This is a genomic window from Arthrobacter sp. NPDC093125 (assembly GCF_044754225.1).
Taxonomy (GTDB): Bacteria; Actinomycetota; Actinomycetes; order Actinomycetales; family Micrococcaceae; genus Arthrobacter.
Genome location: NZ_JBIVOQ010000005.1, coordinates 44485 through 66168 on the forward strand (window position 1 = coordinate 44485; position 21684 = coordinate 66168).

A 21684-nucleotide genomic window follows, 5' to 3' on the forward strand; every position below is an offset into this window, starting at 1 on the left:
TGCGCAGGCAGAAAAGCAGGAACGAAAAAGGGCCCCTCACCGAGGGGCCCTTGCGCAGAGGGGACGACGGGAATCGAACCCGCGTAATCAGTTTGGAAGACTGAGGCTTTACCATTAAGCTACGTCCCCGAGGGAAGTCAGCGTTTCCGCTGCACATCTTCAGGCTGGCTGTTCAAGCCGGATACAACTAAACCTAATTCATCCCCCCGGTGTCAAATGTGCAAAGCCGGCAGGTATGAACGTAGACTGTCCTGTGCGTTACGGGGTGTAGCTCAGCTTGGCTAGAGCACCTGCTTTGGGAGCAGGAAGTCGCAGGTTCAAATCCTGTCACCCCGACTCTGCGGCCTAGGCCGATGGCTTGGGCAGAAAATCGCGTTTGCAGAACATCATCCAACCAAACCAGGAGTACTTAGACCGTGAAGAGCGCTGTCGAGAACCTCACCCCCACGCGGGTCAAGCTCAATGTTGAGGTCCCCTTTGAGGAATTGAAGCCCAGCATCGATGAGGCATACAAGACTGTTGCTTCTCAGATCCAGGTCCCTGGCTTCCGTAAGGGCAAGGTTCCCGCCAAGCTGATCGACCAGCGTGTTGGCCGCGGCTACGTTCTGGAGACCGCCATCAACGAGGGCCTCAACGGCTGGTACCAGGCTGCCGTGCAGGAATCCGGCATCCGTCCGCTGAGCCGTCCCGAGGTTGAAATCACCGAGGTTCCGGACCCCACCGCCACTGACGGCGAACTGAAGTTCCACGCCGAGGTCGACGTCCGTCCCGAGATCGAACTCCCGGACTATGCGGGCATCAAGGTCGAGGTGGCTGCCGCCGCATCCTCTGAAGCTGACGTCGACAAGGCCCTGGATGAACTGCGCGGCCGCTTCGGCACGCTGAAGTCCGTGGACCGCCCGGCAGCCGACGGTGACTTCCTGACCATCGACATCACCGCCTCCATCGACGGCGCCGAGGTCGATTCCGCATCGGGCCTGTCCTACCAGGTCGGATCCGGCACCATGCTTGAGGGCCTGGACGAGGCAGTCACCGGCCTGAGCGCCGAGGAAGACGCCATCTTCGACACCACCCTCGTCGGCGGTGACCACGCCGGTCAGGGCGCCCAGGTCAAGGTAGCGGTGAAGGCCGTCAAGGAGCGCGAACTCCCTGAAGCCAACGACGACTTCGCCCAGCTGGCCTCCGAATTCGACACCCTCGCCGAACTGCGCGAGGACCTCGCCAAGCAGGCAGCCGACTCCAAGGTCGTCGAGCAGGGCGTCGAAGCCCGCGACAAGGTCCTGGACAAGCTCGTGGAGCTCGTCGAGGTTCCTGTTCCGGAATCGGTCGTCGAGGAGCAGCTTGAGCAGCACTTTACGGCTGAGAACTCGCACGGCGAGGGAGAGCACGACACCGAGGAGCACCGCGCCGAGGTCAAGGCCAACACGGAGCGTGCCTTCCAGAACGAGATCATCCTCGACGCCATCGCCGAGAAGGAAGAAGTGGGCGTCAGCCAGAACGAGCTGATCGACTACATCGTCACCACCGCCAGCCAGTACGGCATGGACCCGAACCAGTTCGCCCAGATCATCGATCAGAGCGGCCAGGTCCCCATGATGGTTTCCGAGGTCCGCCGCCGCAAGGCGCTGGCCGTCGTCCTCGGCCAGGCCGAGGTCACTGACACCGAGGGCAACAAGGTTGACCTGAGCGACTTCGTCCGCCCCGCCGGCCAGGAAGAAGCTCCTGCCGAAGCCGAAGAGGCTGAAGAGGCCGCCGAGATCGCTCCTAGCGACGATCCCGCAGCCGCAAAGTTCTAACGGCTGACGGCGCCTGACGCCAGCGTCGCAACAGCCGAAAAGCGGCCCCCGGATCACTGATCCGGGGGCCGCTCCGCTTAACCCGGGCGCATCGGAAAAGAGGGCTTCGCAGCACGCACGGGTCATCGTGCGCCGACAGCGAACAGCGCGATTTCGACGAACAAATCGTCGGTGAAAGCGGTTAGTGTCCAAGTAGTGAAGTTCAGTGATGTCACCGTCACCAGCGAGAGGTAAGTACATATGTCACAGCAAGCAGGGGCACCCCGCATGGCAACTGTCGATCCGGCAGCCCAGGACAACTACATCTACAACCGACTGCTGAAAGAGCGCATCATCTGGCTTGGCTCCGAGGTCCGCGATGAGAACGCAAACGCTATTTGCTCGCAGCTGCTGCTCCTGTCCGCTGAGGACCCAAACAAGGACATCTACCTGTACATCAACTCGCCCGGCGGTTCCGTAACGGCAGGCATGGCCATCTACGACACCATGCAGTTCATCCCCAACGACGTCGTCACCGTCGCCACCGGACTTGCTGCCTCCATGGGCCAGTTCCTGCTGTCCTCCGGAACGAAGGGGAAGCGCTACGCCACCCCGAACGCGCGTATCCTGATGCACCAGCCCTCGGGCGGCATCGGCGGCACCGCCTCCGACATCAAGATCCAGGCGGAACTGATCCTGCACATGAAGAAGGTCATGGCCGAACTGACCGCCGAGCAGACCGGCCAGACGGTGGACACCATCCTGAAGGACAATGACCGTGACAAGTGGTTCACGGCAACTGAAGCGCTGGAATACGGCTTCTTCGACAAGATCTCCGCACACGCCGGCTCAGTTTCCGGCGGCGGCGGCACGGCCCAGAACTAACCGGCACGCACAGCGAACTGAATCCAGGAGTAAACATCATGAACTACAATTTCGGCTCGACTGCCGGCAACCTGCCGACCAGCCGCTATGTGCTGCCGCAGTTCGAAGAGCGCACGCCATACGGCTTCAAGCGCCAGGATCCCTACACGAAGCTTTTCGAGGACCGCATCATCTTCCTCGGCGTCCAGGTGGATGACGCTTCCGCCGATGACGTCATGGCCCAGCTGCTGGTCCTGGAATCCACGGACCCGGACCGTGACATCACCCTGTACATCAACTCCCCGGGCGGTTCGTTCACCGCCATGACGGCGATCTACGACACCATGACGTACATCCGCCCGGAGATCCAGACCGTCTGCCTCGGCCAGGCTGCCAGCGCCGCGGCTGTCCTGCTCGCGGCAGGAACGCCCGGAAAGCGGCTTGCGCTGCCCAACGCCCGCGTGCTGATCCACCAGCCGTCGCTGTCCGGTGGCCAGGGAGGCCAGGCATCCGACCTGGAAATCCAGGCCGCCGAGGTCATGCGGATGCGCTCCTGGCTGGAGGACACGCTGGCCAAGCACTCCGGCCGGACGCCGGAGCAGGTCAACAACGACATCGAGCGAGACAAGATCCTCACCGCGGCAGAGGCCCAGAGCTACGGCCTCATTGACCAGGTGCTGGATTCGCGGAAGATCAAGCCTCAGGCGATTGCCAGGTAGCAGCTGAGGTCCCCGGCGCCGGGTGCGGTTTGGAGTTTTTAAAGCGCACCGGCGGCCGGTTTCCACCTCTCAGGCCGAATGTGACCTAGAGTGGATGTAATCACGGCCGGATGACGATTCGATGGCCGTGATTCAAACAACCGGTGCAGAGCTGCACTCGCAGCAAGATACTAAGGGGTTCACATATGGCTCGGATTGGCGAGAGCACGGATCTGCTCAAGTGCTCTTTCTGCGGCAAGAGCCAGAAGCAGGTGCGCAAGCTCATTGCCGGGCCCGGCGTCTATATCTGCGACGAGTGCATTGAACTCTGCAACGAGATCATCGAAGAAGAACTCGCGGAAGTAGCCGATCTGGGCAGTTTTGAGCTGCCCAAGCCCCGCGAGATCTTTGACTTCCTGCAGGAATACGTCATCGGCCAGGAGCCCGCCAAGCGGTCCCTCGCCGTCGCTGTGTACAACCACTACAAGCGGATCCAGGCAGGCCACGCACCCAAGAGCGGCAGCCTGGCTGACGGCGTCCACCACGACGACGTCGAAATCTCGAAGTCCAACATCCTCTTGATCGGCCCGACCGGATGCGGCAAGACCTACCTGGCACAGACTCTCGCGCGCCGGCTCAACGTCCCTTTCGCCGTCGCCGACGCGACCGCCCTCACAGAAGCCGGCTACGTTGGCGAGGACGTCGAAAACATCCTGCTCAAGCTCATCCAGGCGGCGGATTACGACGTCAAGAAGGCCGAGCAGGGCATCATCTACATTGATGAGATCGACAAGATCTCCCGCAAGAGCGAAAACCCCTCCATCACCCGTGACGTTTCCGGTGAAGGCGTGCAGCAGGCGCTGCTGAAGATCCTTGAGGGCACCGTGGCGTCCGTGCCGCCGCAGGGCGGGCGCAAGCACCCGCACCAGGAATTCATCCAGATCGATACCACCAACGTGCTGTTCATCGTGGCTGGAGCATTCGCCGGCCTCGAGGAGATTATCGGTTCCCGGTCAGGACGCAAGGGCATCGGCTTCGGTGCGCCGCTGAACGAAGTCAAGAACAACACAGACTCCTACGGCGAGGTCATGCCTGAGGACCTGCTCAAGTTCGGCCTCATCCCCGAGTTCATCGGGCGTCTCCCGGTAATCACCACGGTTTCCAACCTTGACCGGTCGGCACTGATCCAGATTCTGTCGACCCCCAAGAACGCCCTGGTGAAGCAGTACCAGAAGATGTTCCAGCTCGACGGCGTGGAACTTGTGTTCGACGACGCCGCACTGAACCTGATTGCCGACCAGGCGCTCGAACGCGGCACCGGCGCCCGCGGCCTCCGCGCCATCATGGAGGAAGTCCTCCTTCCGGTGATGTTCGACCTGCCCAGCCGTGACGACATCGCGAGCGTGGTGATCACGGCAGACGTCGTGGCCAAGAAGGCGCAGCCCACGATGATCGCGCACGACGTCGTGGCCAAGCGGCGGAATAAATCCGCCTAGTACTCCGCTGTGCCTCTGGAGTGCCCCGGCACTACAGGTGTGCCGAGCACGCCACGCCCTGACGACTATTTCGAGGAGATTCGCTGTGTCTGAAACCGTCGCCAACAAGGCAGATTTCTGGTTCGACCCCCTGTGCCCCTTCGCCTGGATTACCTCGCGCTGGATCGGAGAAGTGGAAGGTGTCCGCGACATCTCCACAGAGTGGCATGTCATGAGCCTTTCCGTGCTGAACGAGGGCCGGGAACTCGAACCCGCATACCGCGAAGCTATGGATAAGGCATGGGGCCCGGTCCGCGTCATCATCGCGGCCCAGGAACAGCACGGCGACCACGTGGTCAAGCCCCTGTACGACGCCATGGGCACCCAGATCCACGACGGCGGCGAAATGGACTTCTCGATCGTCATCAACAAGGCACTCGCCGAGTGCGGCCTTCCCGCGGAGCTGGCCCAGGTGGCGCAGTCCGACGAGTTCGACGCCCAGCTCCGTGCGAGCCACGAGCAGGGGATCTCCCTGGTGGGCCAGGACGTCGGAACCCCCGTGGTGGCCTTCAACGGCACTGCCTTCTTCGGCCCCGTGCTTACCCGGATCCCGCGCGGCGAGGAAGCCGGCCGGCTGTGGGATGCGTCCGTGACGCTGGCGTCCTACCCGCACTTCTTCGAGATCAAGCGCAGCCGCACCGAAAGCCCCGCCTTCGACTGATTCGGGCCCTGTGTCCAAGGGCGTTACCAAGGCCCATATGAGCCCCGGCAAACTACAACACAGTAGTTCGTCCGGGGCTCTTGCGCATCCCCAGGGGGAGGACAACAATAGTTCTTACCCACTTCGAAAGAAGAGGGACGCAAGAACCAAAGATTCAGTGACATGCATCTAACGCAGCCTTCGGCAAAGTTAGAAGCAGGCTACCTGTGACAAGGTAGGAAGACCTGAAATTTCCGAGGATCTTGCCAGACTGTCAAAGATGTCACCAGACAGCCGAAAAGTCGAAGCCCCACCAACGGCAAAACGCTGATGGGGCTTCCCCTTTGCCCAAAAACCTGCCCAAAAACAGACGTGGAACGTCAGGCCTGGGCAGGCTCCTCTGCGGGAACCAGCACCACGTCGCTGACCGCCAGTTCGCCGGCGCTGCTCTCGAGCGTGATCTCCCGGGCGTTCGCCGCAGCCTTGAGGTCGTTGAGACCGGCCTGCAGCTGGGCAACCAGCGCCTCGGGCGCAGCGATCGTCGCCGACAGGACCTCGGTGCGCTGCTTGACCTTGGCTTCCGACTTTGCCTTGCGGATGCCGCTGAGTGCGGTGCCCACGGTGCCCAGCATGGCGGTGTCGCCGTCGGTGATCTCCAGCGGCGCCGGCCATGCGGCGCGGTGCACGGAACCCGTGCGCCACCAGCTCCAGACTTCCTCGGTGGCGAACGGCAGGAACGGTGCGAAGAGCCGCAGCAGCGCATCCAGGGTGGTGGCGAGAGCAGCCAGCACGGAGGCCTGCTCGGAGGCGCCGGCAGCGCCGTACGCGCGGTCCTTGATGAGTTCCACGTAGTCGTCGGTGAACTGCCAGAAGAAGGACTCGCTGATCTGCAGCGCCCGGGCGTAGTCGTAGTTGTCGAACGCCTTGGTGGCCTGGGCCACGACGTCGGACAGCTGGGCCAGGAGGGCGCGGTCCAGGGGGTTGGTCACGGCTGCGAGGTCGGCCGTGACCACCGAGTTCTCCGTGGCTCCCAGGTTCAGGACGAACTTCGAGGCGTTCAGCAGTTTGATGGCCAGACGCCGGCCGATCTTCATCTGCGCGATCTCGTACGCGGTGTCTGCACCGAGCTTGGCGGAAGCCGCCCAGTAGCGGACGGCGTCGGAGCCATACTCGTTCAGGACGTCGGTGGGGACCACCACGTTGCCCTTGGACTTGGACATCTTCTTGCGGTCCGGGTCCAGGATCCAGCCGGAGATGGCCGCGTGCTTCCACGGCGCGGTCTCCTGCAGGGCATCGGCCCGTACTGCGGAGGAGAAGAGCCAGGTCCGGATGATGTCGTGGCCCTGCGGGCGGAGGTCAAACGGAAAGACCTTGCTGAACAGGTCCTCGTCACGGCTCCAGCCGCCCACGATCTGCGGCGTCAGGGAGGACGTGGCCCACGTGTCGAGCACGTCCGCGTCACCGGTGAACCCGTTGGGCTGGTCACGCTGCGCCTCGTCGAAGCCCGGTGCCGCGTCAGCGGCCGGGTCCACCGGCAGCTGCTCGTCGGAGGGCAGGATGGGGGAGTCGTAGTCGGGGTTGCCCTGGGCGTCCAGCGGGTACCAGACCGGGATCGGGACACCGAAGAACCGCTGGCGGGAAACCAGCCAGTCACCGTTCAGGCCCGCGATCCAGTTCTCGTAACGGGAGCGCATGAAGGACGGGTGGAAATCGATCTCGTGGCCGCGGCCGATCAGGCGTTCGCGGCGGTCCTCGTCGCGCCCACCGTTGCGGATGTACCACTGGCGGGAGGTGACAACCTCGAGCGGCTTGTCGCCTTTTTCGAAGAAGTTCACGGGGTGGGTGATCTTCTTGGGCTCGCCGTCCAGCAGGTCGGCCGCCGTCAGCAGCTCCACCACTGCCTCCTTGGCGGAAAAGACCGTCTTGCCGGCGATGGCGGCGTACGCCTCGCGGCCTGCCTCGGTGGTGATCCACTCCGGGGTGTCGGCGAGGATCCTGCCGTCGCGTCCCACGATGGCCCGGGTGGGCAGCTGAAGCTCGCGCCACCAGGTGACGTCGGTCAGGTCGCCGAAGGTGCAGACCATGGCGATGCCGGAGCCCTTGTCCGCCTTGGCCAGCGGGTGGGCCTTGACCTCCAGCTCGACGTCGAACAGGGGGGACTTGACGGTCTTGCCGAACAGCGGCTGGTAGCGCTCGTCGTCGGGGTTTGCCACCAGCGCAGCGCACGCGGCGAGCAGTTCGGGACGGGTGGTCTCGATGAAGATCTTCTCGCCCTCGGCGGTGAAGAACGGGTAGCGGTAGTACGCGCCGGGCACTTCCCGGTCCTCGAGTTCGGCCTGCGCAACGGCGGTGCGGAACGTGACGTCCCACAGCGTGGGGGCTTCAGCCATGTAGGCGTCGCCGGCGGCGAGGTTGGCGAGGAAGGCGCGCTGGGATACGGCGCGGGAGGTGTCGTCGATGGTGCGGTAGGTCAGGTTCCAGTCCACGGACAGGCCGAGCGTCTGGAAGAGGTTCTCGAAGACCTTTTCGTCCTCGACGGCGAGCTCCTCGCACAGTTCGATGAAGTTCTGGCGGGAGACGACGTCGAAATCGCGCTGGTTCTTCGCGGGCTGTGCCGGCGGCTGGTAGTCAGGGTTGTAGGGGATGGCCGGATCGCAGCGGACACCGTAGTAGTTCTGGACGCGGCGCTCGGTGGGCAGCCCGTTGTCGTCCCAGCCCATGGGGTAGAAGACGTTCTTTCCGGTCATCCGCATGTAGCGGGCCTGCACGTCCGTGTGGGTGAACGAGAACATGTGGCCCACGTGCAGCGAACCGGATGCAGTCGGCGGGGGAGTGTCGATCGAGTAGACCTGCTCCCGCGTAGTCTCCCGGTTGAACCTGTAGGTCCCTTCTTCGAGCCAGCGCTGCGTCAGGGCAGCTTCGAGCCCTTCGAGGGCGGGCTTGTCCGGAACGTTGATAGGGGCGGTGGTGGGCGTGTCTGTACCCTGATTTGCTTCAGCCATGGAGCAATTGTTTCATGACCCACTGGTGCGGTTTTGCAGCGGCTGCTGTGCAGTAGCATGCGCCTATGAAGAAAGCAGGCGCTTCCTTTGTGGTCAAGCGCATCTATGACGAGCCCGCGGACGACGACGGCTGCCGGGTTTTGGTGGACAGGCTCTGGCCGCGCGGCGTCAGCAAAGAACGCGCGAGCCTCGAACTGTGGCTCAAGGAAGTTGCGCCGTCGCCGCCCCTGAGGCAGGAATTCGCCCATATGCAGGAGCGGTTTGCCGACTTCCGTGCGCAGTATGAAGCGGAGCTGGAGCAGAACCCGGCGGTGGGGCAGCTGCTGGAGCTGGCGGCCAAGCATCCGAGGGTGACGCTGCTGTACGGCGCCAAGGACCCCGAGGTCAACCACGCCCGGGTCCTGCAGGACTACCTCCAGAAGATGACGTCCTAGGGACGCCCTAGGCAGGGCGCCGCTACCGAGCCGCTAGGGTGGTGCCATGACTGAGGCATCGAACACAGGGGCATCGAACGCAGAAGCACCGAACACTAAGGCGGCTGTAGTTACCGGCGCGAGCACCGGCATCGGGGAAGCGACTGTCCGTGCCCTGAGGGGCGAAGGCTGGACGGTCTACGCCGTGGCCCGGCGGCAGGAACGGCTGGCCGCGCTGGAAGCCGAGACGGGCGCCGTCAGTATTCCGGGCGACATCGCCGAGGACGGGGACGTCGCGCGGATCCTGGCCGAGGTGACCGCCGGCGGCGGGATCGACACTCTCATCAACATCGCCGGCGGCGCCCGCGGGGCGGATCCCGTGGCGCAGGCCCAGACGGACGACTGGGAATGGATGTACCGCGTGAACGTCCTCGGCACCATGAAACTTACGCGCGCGTTCCTGCCCATGCTGCGCGAACACGGCGAGGGGACCGTGCTGAACCTGACCTCCACGGCCGGGCTCGTGGCCTACGAGGGCGGCGCCGGTTACAACGCCGCGAAGTTCGCCCAGCACGCCATAACAAATGCGCTCCGGCTCGAGGAAGTCGAAAACAACGTCCGCGTGATCGAGGTTGCGCCCGGGCTGGTGCAGACCGAGGAATTCGCCCTGAGACGCCTCGGCGACGCGCAGGCCGCCGAGAAGGTCTACCAGGGAGTGGAAAAGCCGCTCACCGCCGAGGACGTGGCCGATGTGGTGCGCTATGCGGTCTGTGCCCCGCACCATGTGAACCTGGACCAGATCGTCATCCGGCCCGTCGCGCAGGCGGCAAACCACAAGCTCATCCGCAAGCAGGGCTGACGGAGGGTACTGCCTAACCTCTGGCCGGGATTTCCAAGGTGGCCATGACGGCGGCACGGTCGGTGCCCGGAACCCGGTGCACGGCATAACCGGAGCTCGCGATCCGGGGGCTCGTGACGAGGTGGTCGATGGCGATTCCCGGCAGCGGCAGGCCGTCCATCGGCCAGGTGGGGAGCAGCCGCCGGCCCGCGGCGGTTCCCACATCCACCAGCTTCCGGTCCGCAACGCCGTCGAGCACCGCGCGGAACTCGGCGTGGTCGAAGGTGGCGTTGAAGTCGCCGATCAGCAGGCGGTGTGCGCCGGCGGTTCCCGCCGCAGCCAGCCGCCCCAGTGCTGCAAGGTCGCTTCGCCACTGAGCCGCGCGGCCGGCCACCGGAGGAAACACATGGACATTGGTGACCTCGAGGACGCTGGCGGCCTCCCCCTTTCCAATGGTGAGCCGGACGGTCGGCATCCCGAAGGGCGTGTCCGGCAGGATTCCCGTGGCCTCCATCGGGTGGGCCGAAAAGAGCGCGCTGCCCGACGCGTCGTCCCTGGGGTTGCTGAGTTTGTGAGGGAGCAGGCGCTCGAGCCCCTCAGCCAGAAGCCGGTCTTCAAAGCCCTGGGTGTGCTCCTGCACGGCCAGCAGTTCCACGCCATGTTCCCGGACCAGCCGGACAATTTCCGCCGCGTCGGCTTCACCAAAGTAGGAATTGATATTCAGGACCTTGATCGGGGTGCCAGGGACAGAGGAATCCGGCACCGGCCGCCCGGCGTCGAGCGGAAACAGCCAGAACAGGTGGGCGGCCAGCACCACGGCGGCCAGGGCAATGAGCCAGAGCCGCCTTCCTGCCAGCGCCAGGCCGAGTGCCAGCACGGCCGGCACCACCAGCCACGGGGTGAAAGCCAGAAGCTGGACCACCGGGGTGGGCCAGGTTTCAGGAACCGCTCGAAGAATCGAAAGGGAGACAACGGGCAGTAGGACGGCGATCGCCAACAGCCGCCACGCGATCGTGCCACCGTGTTTCCGAGCACCATGCTTCCGGGCTCCGCGCTGCGGGATCCCGTGCTGCGAGACCCCGTGTTTTGACGACACGTGTTCCGAGGCGGCCGGACCCGCGGAAGCATGCCCTCCTGGGGCCGGTCCGGAGCCGGGAACGTTCATGGGAATGAGTCTAGGCATGACGGGGGCTTGGAGGCCCGCTAAGGGGAGCCCATGGGTTAGGGAGTCCGGAACCACAGCCGTTAGACTGGTGCCAGCAGCTTTGACCCGGCCATCACCGGCGAGCTTCCGGAAGAACGCCCTGCCGCATCGGGAATGCAGGCAGCAGGGTCAGTAGAACCGGACGGGTAAGCCCGTCACAGCAGTCAATGAGCGGCCGGTGCCGGAACAGCTCCTTCGGGAGCCTGCTTCAGCGCCGGTAAGTGAGGTGGTACCGCGGTACCGGCGCGTTGGACGGCGAAAGCCGGGCAACAGAGCACGGGCCGTCCTCGCATCCTGAATGATCCTTGTTCACCAGCTCAACCCAGGATGTCGAGATGACCTATTATCCCAAGGCCTCTGCCGCCCCGTCAGGCGCCAACACCTCCGGCGTATCCACCTCCGTGAAGTTTCCGGAGATCGAGGAGCGCATCCTCAAGTACTGGGACGAGGACGGCACCTTCCAGGCGAGCATCGACCAGCGCAGCGCTGACCTTCCCGGCGGCACGCCCGGCAGCAACGAGTTCGTCTTCTACGACGGTCCGCCCTTCGCCAATGGCCTGCCCCACTACGGCCACCTGCTGACCGGCTACGCCAAGGACCTCGTGGGCCGCTACCAGACCCAGCGCGGCAAGCGCGTCGAACGCCGCTTCGGCTGGGACACCCACGGGCTGCCTGCCGAGCTGGAAGCCATGAAGCAGCTGGGCATGACGGACAAGACCCAGATCGAGGCCATGGGCATCGACAAGTTCAACGACGCCTGCCGCGCCTCGGTCATGAAGTACGCCAACGAGTGGAAGGCGTACGTCACCCGCCAGGCCCGCTGGGTAGACTTCGACAACGATTACAAGACCCTCAACGTCGAGTACATGGAGTCGGTGCTCTGGGCCTTCAAGCAGCTGCACGAGAAGGGCCTGACCTACAACGGCTACCGCGTGCTGCCGTACTGCTGGAAGGACGAGACGCCGCTGTCCAACCATGAGCTGCGCATGGACGACGACGTCTACAAGAACCGCCAGGACCAGACCGTCACGGTGACATTCCCCATCAAGGCAGGGGAGTCGGAGCTCTCCCGGCAGCTGGCCGGCGTCCAGGCGCTCGCCTGGACCACCACGCCCTGGACACTGCCCACCAACGCCGCGCTCGCCGTCGGGCCTTCCATCACGTACGCCGTGCTGCCCGCGGGGCCGAACGGCATCAAGGCTGCCTCGGCGGAGGCGCCGGTGGCCGGCAGATTCCTGCTCGCCGAAGACCTGCTGGGCACCTATGCGAAGGACCTGGGGTACGACGACCCCGCTGCCGCCGCCGCCGCTGTCACCTCCACGCACACCGGGGCAGAGCTTGCGGGCCTCAAGTACGAGCCCCTCTGGCACGACTTCGCCGACACGGAAAAGTACGGCACTCAGAACGCCTGGCAGATCCTCGTCGCCGACTACGTCACCACCACCGACGGCACCGGCATCGTCCACCAGGCGCCTGCCTACGGTGAGGACGACCAAGCGATCTGCGAGGAAGCCGGCATCCCGGTGGTTCTCTCCGTGGATGAGGGTGCCAAGTTCCTGCCGCTGTTCAAGCACGGGGACCTCCACGACATTGCCGGCCTGCAGGTCTTCGAGGCCAACAAGCCCATCACCCAGGTGCTCCGCGCCCAGGGCCGCCTGGTCCGCCAGGCCAGCTACGAGCACAGCTACCCGCACTGCTGGCGCTGCCGCAACCCGCTGATCTACCGCGCCGTCTCCTCCTGGTACGTCGAGGTCACCAAGTTCCGCGACCGCATGTCCGAACTGAACCAGGAGATCAACTGGATTCCCGGGAACGTCAAGGACGGCCAGTTCGGCAAGTGGCTGGAAAACGCCCGCGACTGGTCCATCAGCCGCAACCGCTACTGGGGCAGCCCCATCCCGGTCTGGCAGTCCAGCGACCCCGAGTACCCGCGCACCGACGTCTACGGCTCCCTCGCCGACATCGAAGCCGACTTCGGCCGCCTGCCGCGGAACAAGGACGGCCAGGTGGACCTGCACCGCCCGTTCATCGACGAGCTTACCCGGCCCAACCCGGACGACCCCCGCACCCCGGAAGAGGGCCAGTCCGTCATGCGCCGCGTCGAGGACGTGCTGGACGTCTGGTTCGATTCCGGTTCCATGCCGTACGGCCAGGTGCACTACCCGTTCGAAAACGAAGCCTGGTTCGACACCCACAACCCTGCCGACTTCATCGTGGAGTACATCGGCCAGACGCGCGGCTGGTTCTACATGCTGCACATCCTGTCCACGGCGCTCTTTGACCGCCCGGCCTTCCGGAACGTCATCAGCCACGGCATCGTGCTCGGCTCCGACGGGCAGAAGATGTCCAAGAGCCTCCGGAACTACCCCGACGTCTCAGAGGTGCTGGACCGCGACGGTTCCGACGCGATGCGCTGGTTCCTGATGTCGAGCCCCATCCTGCGCGGCGGCAACCTCGTGGTCACCGAGCAGGGCATCCGCGACGGCGTCCGCCAGGTCATCCTGCCGCTGTGGAACGTGTACAGCTTCTTCACGCTGTACACCAACGCCGCCAAGGGGGGTCAGGGCTACGACGCGCAGCTGCGGTACGACGGCTACACGGACACGCTGGACCAGTACCTGCTGGCCAACACCGGCGACCTGGTCCGCAACATGACGGCACAGCTGGACACCTACGACATTTCCGGAGCCTGCGACGAACTCCGCAGCTACCTGGACATGCTTACCAACTGGTACGTCCGCCGAAGCCGCCAGCGCTTCTTCGACGAGAGCGTCGATGCCTTCGACGCGCTCTACACCGCCCTTGAGGCCGTGTGCCGGGTGGCCGCTTCGCTGCTGCCGCTCGTCACCGAGGAAATCTGGCGCGGCCTGACCGGGGGCCGCTCCGTGCACCTTGCAGACTGGCCCGATGCCGCGCTGTTCCCTGCCAACGCCGAACTCGTCGAGGCCATGGACCGGGTCCAGCAGATCTGCTCCACCGGCTCCTCCCTGCGCAAGGCCGCGAACCTGCGGGTGCGCCTGCCGCTGCAGGAACTCACTGTGGTGGCACCCGGCGCGGACGCGCTGGAAGGGTTTGCCGCCGTCGTCGCCGATGAGCTGAACCTCCGCTCGGTGCGCATGCTCGACGCCGCCAGTGCCTCCCCGGAGGAGTTCGGCATCGAACAGAAGCTTGTGGTCAACGCCCGTGCCGCCGGACCGCGCCTGGGGAAGAATGTCCAGCAGGCCATCAAGGGGTCGAAGTCCGGCGACTGGTCCGTCTCAGAAGCCGGCGTTGTGACTGCCGGCGGCCTCGAGCTTGAGCCGCAGGAATACACACTGGAGACCGTTGTGGCAGCGTCCGACGGCGGCTCGGCAACTGCGTCTTCTGCTGCCGCAGTGTTGCCCACCGGCGGTTTCGTCGTGTTGAACACCGAGGTGACGCCCGAACTTGAGGCCGAGGGCCTGGCCAGGGACATGGTCCGCTCCATCCAGCAGGCGCGCAAGGACGCCGGGCTGAATGTCAGCGACCGGATCCGCACCACGATCTCGGCGCCCATGAACCTCGTCGATGCCCTCAAGGCCCATGAAAACCTCGTGGTGACCGAAACGCTTACGGTGGAACTCGGCTTGTCCTCCAGCGGGGACGACTCAGAACTGCAGATCGCCGTCGAAAAAGTGGAGGCCTAGGACATGAGTGACGAATTCTCTGTGGAGAGCGTCTACGCCGAGCTGCTGGGCAGGGCGCCGGAAAACAAGATGGAGCCGCGGCTGGCACCGCTGTTCCGCGCCATGGATGTGCTGGGGGAGCCGAACAAGGCCTTTCCGATCATCCACATCACCGGCACCAACGGAAAAACGTCCACTGCCCGGATGATCGAGGCCGGCCTGCGCGCCCACGGCCTCAGCACCGGCCGCTACACGAGCCCGCACCTATCCAAGGTCACAGAGCGCATCAGCGTGGACGGGGAGCCGGTGTCCGATGAGACGTTCGTGCGCATCTGGGACGAGATCCGGCCCTACCTGCAGATCGTGGACGACGAACTCACGGCCGAGGGCCAGCCCAGGCTCACGTACTTCGAGTGCCTGACCATCCTTGCCTTCGCCGTCTTCGCTGACCAGCCGGTCAATGTGGCCATCATGGAAGTGGGCCTTGGCGGCATCACCGACGCCACCAATGTCGGCGACGGCCAGGTGTCCGTCGTGACACCCATTTCCCTGGACCACACCGACCTGCTCGGGGACACCACCGAGGACATCGCGTACGAGAAGGCTGGCATCATCAAGCCCGGCGGCTTCCTCATCAGCGCCGCCCAGCCCGTGGACGCTGCACAGGTGCTGCTGGACAAGGCGAAAGAGGTGCAGGTGCCGTTCCGCTTCGAAGGGGTGGAATTCGGCGTCGAGTCCCGGCGGGTCGCCGTGGGCGGACAGATCGTGACCGTGCAGGGCATCGCCGGGCGCTACCCGGACCTCATGGTTCCGCTGCACGGAGCCCACCAGGCCGAGAACGCAGCCGTCGCGGTGGCCGCGCTGGAAGCGTTCCTGGGCGGCGGGGAGAAGGAGCTGTCCGCAGAGGTCCTGCAGGACGCCTTCGCCACCGTCTCCTCCCCGGGACGGCTGGAAGTGGTGCGGACGGCCCCCACCATCATCGTGGACGCGGCCCACAATCCGGACGGCATCCGTGCCTCCTCCGAAGCGATCCACGAGGCCTTCAGCTTCAGCAAACTGGTGGTGGTCGTCGGCGTCCTCAAGGAAAAGGACGCCGAGGAAATCCTGCGCCAGCTCAAGGAGTCGCTGGGCGATCTCGCGGAGGAATTCTGCTTCACCCAGTCCAACTCCCCGCGGGCGGTGCCTGCCGCGGAACTGGCGGAGATCGCCGTCGACCTCGGCTTTGGCGAGGAGAACATCCACATTGCTGAAAAGCTGGACGATGCCCTGGAGTGGGCCGTGGAACGCGCCGAAGCCAACGAGGACCTCGCGGGCGGCGTGCTCGTGACCGGCTCGATCACCCTGGTGGCTGATGCCCGCATTCTGCTCGGAAAGGCGGCTGCCTGATGGCACGGCTGACCAAGGCGCAGCGCGAATGGCGGCCGGGCATGCCGAAAAAGCGGCGCTCCACGAAGATCATGTTTGCCTCCACGGTACTGCTGCTGGAAGCGTTTGTGGTCTTCTTCGCCACGCTCGCCGTGTTCGGACTGCGCCGCAACGATGTGTCCCCGGTCCTGATTCTGTCCGTGGGCATCGCGCTGAGCATCGTCCTGGTGCTGGCCTGCGCTGTCCTGTCAAAGCCTTGGGGCGTGGGGCTCGGGTGGATTCTGCAGCTGGTGCTCATTCTGTGCGGCTTCGTTGAACCCATGATGTTCCTGGTCGGCGCCCTGTTTGCGCTGGCCTGGTGGTACGGGATCAGGACCGGCATCCGGATCGACCGGGAAGCAGCGCAGAGGGCCCGGGAGCAGGCCGAATGGGACGCCGCGCACCCGGACGGGCCGGGCAACGAAGCCGGCCAGACCCCGTAGACTTACCCTGAACCCAAAAACAACCGCATTGGAGCAGCTGTGAGCATTGAGCGCACCCTCGTCCTGATCAAGCCCGACGGCGTCGCACGGAACCTGACCGGCGAAATCATCAGCCGCGTCGAGTCCAAGGGGTACACCCTGGCCGACCTCAAGAAGGTCAGCGCCACCCGCGAGCTGCTCGAGCAGCACTATGAAGAGCACCTGGGCAAGGCGTTCTACGAGCCGCTCGTGGAATTCATGCTGAGCGGCCCGGTGGTCGCGGCGATCTTCGAAGGCCACCGGGTCATCGAGGGCTTCCGCTCCTTGGCCGGCACCACCGACCCGACGACGGCGGCCCCCGGCACCATCCGCGGTGACTTCGGCCGCGACTGGGGCGTGAAGGTCCAGCAGAACCTCGTCCACGGCTCCGACTCCGTGGACTCGGCTGAGCGCGAAATCAAGATCTGGTTCTAACCGCCCAACCGCGGCCTGCTTAAGCTCCCGCCGGTTAAGCGCGAACGTACACTTGTGGCCCCTGACTCCGCGGAGTCAGGGGCCACAAGTGTACGTTCGCGCTGTCTGCTGTGCGCTGTCCGAATGGGTGTTGGGGCTAGAAGCCGGAGGTGCCGATGAAGACCTGGATGAAGGCGAAGAAGATGCTGGCGATGACTGCCACGTAAAGCAGCGCGGTGATGATCCACCCGGAGTCGCCAAGGAGTCTGGCCACTCCGGCGGGTGCCGGGATAGCCCCGCGGACGACGTTGCGGACCGTGACCCAGACGAACAGCGGAATCATGGCGGCCCACACCACCATGCAGAACGGGCACAGAACGCGGATTTCATACAGCGCCTGGAACCAGAGCCACACGACGAAGGCGAACCCCAGCGTCACGCCGGTCTGCAGTCCGAGCCAGTACCAGCGGGCGAACTTGGCTCCGGAAAGCAGCGCCATTCCTGTGGTGATGATGACGGCGAAGGCCACGATGCCGATGAACATATTGGGGAAGCCGAACACCGAGCTCTGCGGGGTCTGCATCACCTGGCCGCAGGAAATCCACGGGTTCACGTCGCAGACGGTGGTGTGGTTCGGGTCCTTGAGGACCTCAAGCTTTTCCAGCACGAGGATGGCCGACGCCAGCCAACCCACCACGCCTGTGATCAGCAGCAGCCACCCGAACGGACGGTCGCGTGTCATGGCCGGCAAGGAAGCGCCGGAAGCGGCGGGAGTGCGCTCGGAGTCGTCGGCGAATGCGTGCTCGGAATCCGTGCCTGTGGATGGGGAAATGCTGGGCATGGCGGTGGCGTCCTTTGTCTGGGGTGCTCCTGCCCAGATTGTATCGCCGCAGGCTGGGTGTCAGCTTGGGACCGCCTTGCTGCCCGTGCCCGTTTGACCGTGTTTGTCACACAATGACGCCGTTTTTCAACAGCAGTATGAGAGAATGAACGTGGCTGGAGCACGAACCACATTCGGGTTCCGGTCCGGCGGCTTGTTCCCAAGACCGCCAATGAGAAGCAGTGCAGGCCCGGAAGACGGTCATCCGGCCTCCCGCATTCCATTGGACGGCACCTGGTTGTGACAGCAGAAACAACGGGTTCCAGTAACATCCCCGCCGGCCTTTCAGGGCTGCCGCACCCCAATGCCGGTGCGAACCTGAGGGTATCCAATTGACTTCTGTCAACGCCTGCGGGTTTTGACAATATGTGCCCCAATGGGTGCCGGATGTGGCGGCATATCAGGGGCAGGAGTGTTGCCACATATGGATAATGACCAGGTAGTAGCCGTTAATGAGGATCCGGCCGAGAAGGAAGAGCCGGTAGCCGCAGAAGCACCCAAGAAAGCCACCCGGACCAGGCGCAAGGCAGCGCCCAAGGCAGAAGAGCCGGAGGCCCAGGTTTCGCTGCCCGAGCCCGAAGTGCAGGAACCCGTCCTCGCCGCGCCTTCACTGTCGGCCGAGCCCGATGTGTCAGGCCCGGTCGGGGCTGCCCACTCTGAGGTAACAGAGGTGGAAGCTGCCGTGGCCGAGGCGAAAGCCCCGGTACGGCGCACTCGTGCCCGCAAGAAGGTCGCCGAGGAGCCGCTGCCCGCCTTTGCTGACACGGCCGAGGCTGAGCCGGCTCCGGCCGCTGCGGAGATTGCTGAACCTGAAGCCAAACCTGTGCGCCGCCGCCGCGTCGCCAAGGCGAAGACCGGCGAGACCGCAGAAGCGCAATCCGCGGATGCGGAGACAACAGACGCGCAGACAACAGTCGCGGAGACCACACCAGCAGAGCCCGCCCTGGCTCCTGAAGCACCTGCGGCTGCGCCGGCGGTGGAAACCCGGGTGGAAGAAACGCCGGTGGCAGACATCCGGGCTGAAGCAGCTGCCGCCGTCGAAAGCGCGGAGGCAGAGGCGGAGGCCGCCAAGGCTGAACAGACTGAGGAAGCGCCCGCGCCGGCCACTACGGCAGGACTGTTCCTTGAGCCGGCATCCGTGACCTCCATCATCTTCCAGGCTCCCGACCTCAACACCGTGATCCGTCCGGCCGCTCCTGCCGCCAGCGCGCAGGAAGCTGAAGCCGGCGATGGCGAGGACGAACAGGACGACGACGGCGGACGCCGCCGGCGCCGCAGCCGCGGACGCCGCGGACGGACCCGGAACGACCGTGAGGTCACCGAGGACTCAGACGAGGACACTGAAGGCATTGACGCTGCCGAGGACGGCGACGAGGAGACAGCAGGCCAGGTCGAGGAAGGCGTCACTTCGCGCCGCCGCCGCCGGCGCCGCCGCGGGGACCAGGACCTTGAGCTCACCGGCGGGGGAGACGACGATCCCCCCAACACCGTCACGCGGGTGCGCGCTCCGCGCACCCCCAGTGAACCGGCTGTCAGCAACCGGGTTACCAGCGTCAAGGGTTCCACCAGGCTCGAAGCGAAGAAGCAGCGCCGCCGCGAATCCCGCGACACAGGCCGCCGCCGCACCGTCATCACCGAGGCCGAGTTCCTGGCCCGGCGCGAATCTGTGGACCGCCAGATGATTGTGCGCCAGCGCGACGACAGAATTCAGATCGGCGTCCTGGAAGACGGCGTGCTGGCCGAGCACTTCGTGTCCAAGACGCAGCAGGATTCCCTGATCGGCAACGTCTACCTCGGCAAGGTCCAGAATGTGCTGCCCTCGATGGAGGCCGCCTTCGTCGACATCGGACGCGGACGCAATGCTGTGCTGTACGCCGGCGAAGTGAACTGGGAAGCAGTCAACCTCGAAGGCAAGCAGCGCCGGATCGAGAACGCCCTGAAGTCCGGCGATTCCGTCCTGGTGCAGGTCACCAAGGATCCCGTCGGCCACAAGGGCGCGCGCCTGACCAGCCAGATCTCCCTGCCCGGGCGTTACCTTGTGTACGTGCCCGGCGGTTCCATGACGGGCATCTCGCGCAAGCTTCCCGACGTCGAACGCAACCGGCTGAAGCGGATCCTCAAGGACCGCCTTCCGGAGGACGCGGGCGTCATCGTCCGCACCGCTGCCGAAGGCGCATCCGAGGAAGAGCTCACCCACGACATCAACCGCCTCCGGGCGCAGTGGGAAGGCATCGAAAGCCAGTCGACGTCCACCAAGGTCCTCGCCCCCGAGCTGCTCTATGGCGAACCCGACCTGACCATCAAGGTGGTCCGTGACGTCTTCAACGAGGACTTCTCCAAGCTGATCGTCTCCGGCGATGAAGCGTGGGACACCATCGAGGCCTACGTCACCTACGTTGCCCCGGACCTCGTCGGCCGGCTTGAAAAGTGGACCAAGGACCAGGACATCTTCGCTGCCTGGCGGATCGACGAGCAGATCCACAAGGCGCTGGAGCGCAAGGTGTTCCTGCCCTCAGGCGGATCCCTGGTGATCGACCGCACCGAAGCCATGACCGTGGTGGACGTCAACACCGGAAAGTTCACCGGCAGCGGCGGCAACCTCGAGGAAACCGTCACCAAGAACAACCTGGAAGCGGCTGAGGAAGTCGTCCGGCAGCTGCGACTGCGGGACATCGGCGGCATCATCGTGATCGACTTCATCGACATGGTCCTGGAGTCGAACCGTGACCTCGTGCTGCGCCGCATGGTGGAGTGCCTGGGCCGCGACCGGACCAAGCACCAGGTGGCCGAGGTGACCTCGCTGGGCCTCGTGCAGATGACCCGCAAGCGCATGGGCACCGGCCTGCTGGAAGTCTTTGGCGAGCAGTGCGAGGTCTGTGCAGGCCGCGGTGTTGTCACCCATGACGAGCCCGTCGAGCACCGCCGCGCCAATGTCGTGGCAGCTGAACACCACGTTCCGCGCAGCGAGCACCAGCCTGCTGTGCGCACCGAGCGCAAGAGCCGGCGCCGCGGCAAGGGCGGACAGGGACCGGCTGAGACGGGTCCCGCCGCACCGGCCGCCGTGCACCACGAGCCCAGCGAAGCGGAGCGGCACGCCAAGGCCGAGGCAACGCGGGCGGCACTTGCCAACATCGCGGCGGCTGCGCACGCCGCGCACCTCCATGAGGACGCGGCCCACCAGGCAGCTTCCGGTGAGCAGCGCCCGGTTCCTGCCGCGTCGGCGCCCGCTCCGGAGAGCCCGGCGGTACACCGCAGCCCCGAGACGGAAAGTGTTTCGGGCCGGCCCGGCGCCGTGCTCACCTTCGGCGGGGAGAAGGTAGTGCTTCCCTTCGTGGAGCACACCGAGCCTCCGGCCGTGAAGCCTGCGCTGACCCTTGACCGGCTCGAGGAAGCCTTTGCGCACCTCGGCGAGCCGGCACCGGAAGGCTCAAAGGCGGCCGAGCGTCCGACGACGGACGAGTCGCCCAAGGCGGCCGAGCCTTCAAAGACAGCTGAGCCTGGGAAGGCCGCCGACCTGCCAGCCCCGGCATCTGCTGCAACGCAGGCATCCATTGACAGCGACAGGGACCGGTTCGCTGACCATTCAGACGTGGCCGTCCGGACCCGCCGTCCGCGCCGCAACCGCAGTGCCAGCCGGGCGCAAGGTGCCGCTAACGAGACGTCCGTAGAGCACCACGAGGCTGTGCCCGTGGCCGCTGCCGGCCACTCGCACGAGGCCAAAGCCCCGGCGCCGGACAAGCCCGCGGCTCCCCAGGTTGCGGATGAACCCATCATTCTGGGCGTAGGCGTACCCGCTTCCGAGCTGTAGAGGGGCATTCAGACGGGACTCAGTTCCCGGCTGCCGCTCCTCCGGCGGCTTTCCAGAAAGAGCGGGCCGGTGCTGCAACAGCAGCGCCGGCCCGCTGGTTTAAC

15 protein-coding genes and 2 tRNA genes are annotated in these 21684 nt (G+C 65.2%); 13 read left to right on the forward strand and 4 right to left on the reverse strand.

Annotated elements, in window-relative coordinates; genetic code table 11:
• Window positions 1-58: 58 nt before the first annotated feature.
• A tRNA-Gly gene (locus ACIP9X_RS11840) sits at window positions 59-129 on the reverse strand.
• 132 nt (window positions 130-261) lie between these two features.
• Between ACIP9X_RS11840 and ACIP9X_RS11845 the strand changes: the two genes are divergently transcribed.
• From ACIP9X_RS11845 to ACIP9X_RS11870, 6 genes are all read left to right on the forward strand, one after another.
• Window positions 262-336: transfer RNA gene (locus ACIP9X_RS11845), tRNA-Pro, on the forward strand.
• A gap of 80 nt (window positions 337-416) precedes the next feature.
• The gene (tig, locus tag ACIP9X_RS11850; RefSeq protein WP_400479940.1) at window positions 417-1796 is read left to right on the forward strand and encodes a trigger factor; all 1380 of its coding nucleotides are present in this window, start codon (window positions 417-419) and stop codon (window positions 1794-1796) included.
• Between the two features lie 267 nt (window positions 1797-2063).
• On the forward strand, window positions 2064-2660 hold the full coding sequence (locus tag ACIP9X_RS11855) for an ATP-dependent Clp protease proteolytic subunit (protein WP_400479941.1): 597 nt from the start codon (window positions 2064-2066) through the stop codon (window positions 2658-2660).
• 38 nt (window positions 2661-2698) lie between these two features.
• Window positions 2699-3358: an ATP-dependent Clp protease proteolytic subunit gene (locus tag ACIP9X_RS11860; RefSeq protein WP_205654046.1), complete on the forward strand. Its 660-nt coding sequence runs from the start codon at window positions 2699-2701 to the stop codon at window positions 3356-3358.
• Between the two features lie 185 nt (window positions 3359-3543).
• Window positions 3544-4833, forward strand: a complete 1290-nt coding sequence (clpX, locus tag ACIP9X_RS11865) for an ATP-dependent Clp protease ATP-binding subunit ClpX (protein ID WP_400479942.1) — start codon at window positions 3544-3546, stop codon at window positions 4831-4833.
• Window positions 4834-4918: 85 nt separating this feature from the next.
• Window positions 4919-5533 carry a DsbA family protein gene (locus ACIP9X_RS11870; RefSeq protein ID WP_400479943.1) on the forward strand — a complete coding sequence of 205 codons (615 nt, stop codon included), beginning with the start codon at window positions 4919-4921 and terminating at the stop codon, window positions 5531-5533.
• 359 nt (window positions 5534-5892) lie between these two features.
• Here ACIP9X_RS11870 and valS read toward each other — a convergent pair whose 3' ends face one another.
• Window positions 5893-8514: a valine--tRNA ligase gene (valS, locus tag ACIP9X_RS11875; RefSeq protein WP_400479944.1), complete on the reverse strand. Its 2622-nt coding sequence runs from the start codon at window positions 8512-8514 to the stop codon at window positions 5893-5895.
• 65 nt (window positions 8515-8579) lie between these two features.
• Between valS and ACIP9X_RS11880 the strand changes: the two genes are divergently transcribed.
• The gene (locus ACIP9X_RS11880; protein WP_400479945.1) at window positions 8580-8948 is read left to right on the forward strand and encodes a DUF488 domain-containing protein; all 369 of its coding nucleotides are present in this window, start codon (window positions 8580-8582) and stop codon (window positions 8946-8948) included.
• A 46-nt stretch (window positions 8949-8994) separates the two neighbouring features.
• Window positions 8995-9786, forward strand: a complete 792-nt coding sequence (locus ACIP9X_RS11885; protein ID WP_400479946.1) for an SDR family oxidoreductase — start codon at window positions 8995-8997, stop codon at window positions 9784-9786.
• Between the two features lie 13 nt (window positions 9787-9799).
• Here ACIP9X_RS11885 and ACIP9X_RS11890 read toward each other — a convergent pair whose 3' ends face one another.
• A complete protein-coding gene (locus ACIP9X_RS11890) occupies window positions 9800-10930 on the reverse strand; it encodes an endonuclease/exonuclease/phosphatase family protein (protein WP_400479947.1) in 1131 nt (376 codons plus the stop codon).
• Window positions 10931-11304: 374 nt separating this feature from the next.
• On the opposite strand from ACIP9X_RS11890, the gene ileS reads away from it, so the two are divergent.
• The 4 genes from ileS to ndk are packed head-to-tail and all read left to right on the forward strand — an operon-like array spanning window position 11305 to window position 16913.
• Window positions 11305-14634: an isoleucine--tRNA ligase gene (ileS, locus tag ACIP9X_RS11895; RefSeq protein WP_400479948.1), complete on the forward strand. Its 3330-nt coding sequence runs from the start codon at window positions 11305-11307 to the stop codon at window positions 14632-14634.
• Between the two features lie 3 nt (window positions 14635-14637).
• Window positions 14638-15999 carry a bifunctional folylpolyglutamate synthase/dihydrofolate synthase gene (locus tag ACIP9X_RS11900; protein ID WP_400479949.1) on the forward strand — a complete coding sequence of 454 codons (1362 nt, stop codon included), beginning with the start codon at window positions 14638-14640 and terminating at the stop codon, window positions 15997-15999.
• Window positions 15999-16460 carry a DUF4233 domain-containing protein gene (locus ACIP9X_RS11905; protein WP_400479950.1) on the forward strand — a complete coding sequence of 154 codons (462 nt, stop codon included), beginning with the start codon at window positions 15999-16001 and terminating at the stop codon, window positions 16458-16460. Before ACIP9X_RS11900 ends, ACIP9X_RS11905 begins: the two co-directional genes overlap by 1 nt.
• A 39-nt stretch (window positions 16461-16499) precedes the next feature.
• A complete protein-coding gene (gene ndk / locus ACIP9X_RS11910) occupies window positions 16500-16913 on the forward strand; it encodes a nucleoside-diphosphate kinase (protein WP_400479951.1) in 414 nt (137 codons plus the stop codon).
• Between the two features lie 136 nt (window positions 16914-17049).
• Here the strand turns inward: ndk and ACIP9X_RS11915 are convergent, their stop codons facing one another.
• Window positions 17050-17733, reverse strand: coding sequence for a vitamin K epoxide reductase family protein (locus tag ACIP9X_RS11915; RefSeq protein ID WP_400479952.1), 684 nt, complete (start codon window positions 17731-17733; stop codon window positions 17050-17052).
• Between the two features lie 463 nt (window positions 17734-18196).
• Here ACIP9X_RS11915 and ACIP9X_RS11920 point away from each other — a divergent pair, with 463 nt between their 5' ends.
• Window positions 18197-21580, forward strand: coding sequence for an Rne/Rng family ribonuclease (locus ACIP9X_RS11920; protein ID WP_400479953.1), 3384 nt, complete (start codon window positions 18197-18199; stop codon window positions 21578-21580).
• Window positions 21581-21684 lie beyond the last annotated feature (104 nt).

What these genes read in the sequence shown, in the direction of transcription:
- ACIP9X_RS11855 (WP_400479941.1), top strand. Translation starts at nt 2,064, where the DNA reads ATGGCAACTGTCGATCCGGCAGCCCAGGACAACTACATCTACAACCGA.
- ACIP9X_RS11860 (WP_205654046.1), top strand. Translation starts at nt 2,699, where the DNA reads ATGAACTACAATTTCGGCTCGACTGCCGGCAACCTGCCGACCAGCCGC.
- clpX (WP_400479942.1), top strand. Translation starts at nt 3,544, where the DNA reads ATGGCTCGGATTGGCGAGAGCACGGATCTGCTCAAGTGCTCTTTCTGC.
- valS (WP_400479944.1), bottom strand. Translation starts at nt 8,514, where the DNA reads ATGGCTGAAGCAAATCAGGGTACAGACACGCCCACCACCGCCCCTATC.
- ACIP9X_RS11880 (WP_400479945.1), top strand. Translation starts at nt 8,580, where the DNA reads ATGAAGAAAGCAGGCGCTTCCTTTGTGGTCAAGCGCATCTATGACGAG.
- ACIP9X_RS11885 (WP_400479946.1), top strand. Translation starts at nt 8,995, where the DNA reads ATGACTGAGGCATCGAACACAGGGGCATCGAACGCAGAAGCACCGAAC.
- ACIP9X_RS11890 (WP_400479947.1), bottom strand. Translation starts at nt 10,930, where the DNA reads ATGAACGTTCCCGGCTCCGGACCGGCCCCAGGAGGGCATGCTTCCGCG.
- ileS (WP_400479948.1), top strand. Translation starts at nt 11,305, where the DNA reads ATGACCTATTATCCCAAGGCCTCTGCCGCCCCGTCAGGCGCCAACACC.
- ACIP9X_RS11900 (WP_400479949.1), top strand. Translation starts at nt 14,638, where the DNA reads ATGAGTGACGAATTCTCTGTGGAGAGCGTCTACGCCGAGCTGCTGGGC.
- ACIP9X_RS11905 (WP_400479950.1), top strand. Translation starts at nt 15,999, where the DNA reads ATGGCACGGCTGACCAAGGCGCAGCGCGAATGGCGGCCGGGCATGCCG.
- ACIP9X_RS11915 (WP_400479952.1), bottom strand. Translation starts at nt 17,733, where the DNA reads ATGCCCAGCATTTCCCCATCCACAGGCACGGATTCCGAGCACGCATTC.
- ACIP9X_RS11920 (WP_400479953.1), top strand. Translation starts at nt 18,197, where the DNA reads ATGGATAATGACCAGGTAGTAGCCGTTAATGAGGATCCGGCCGAGAAG.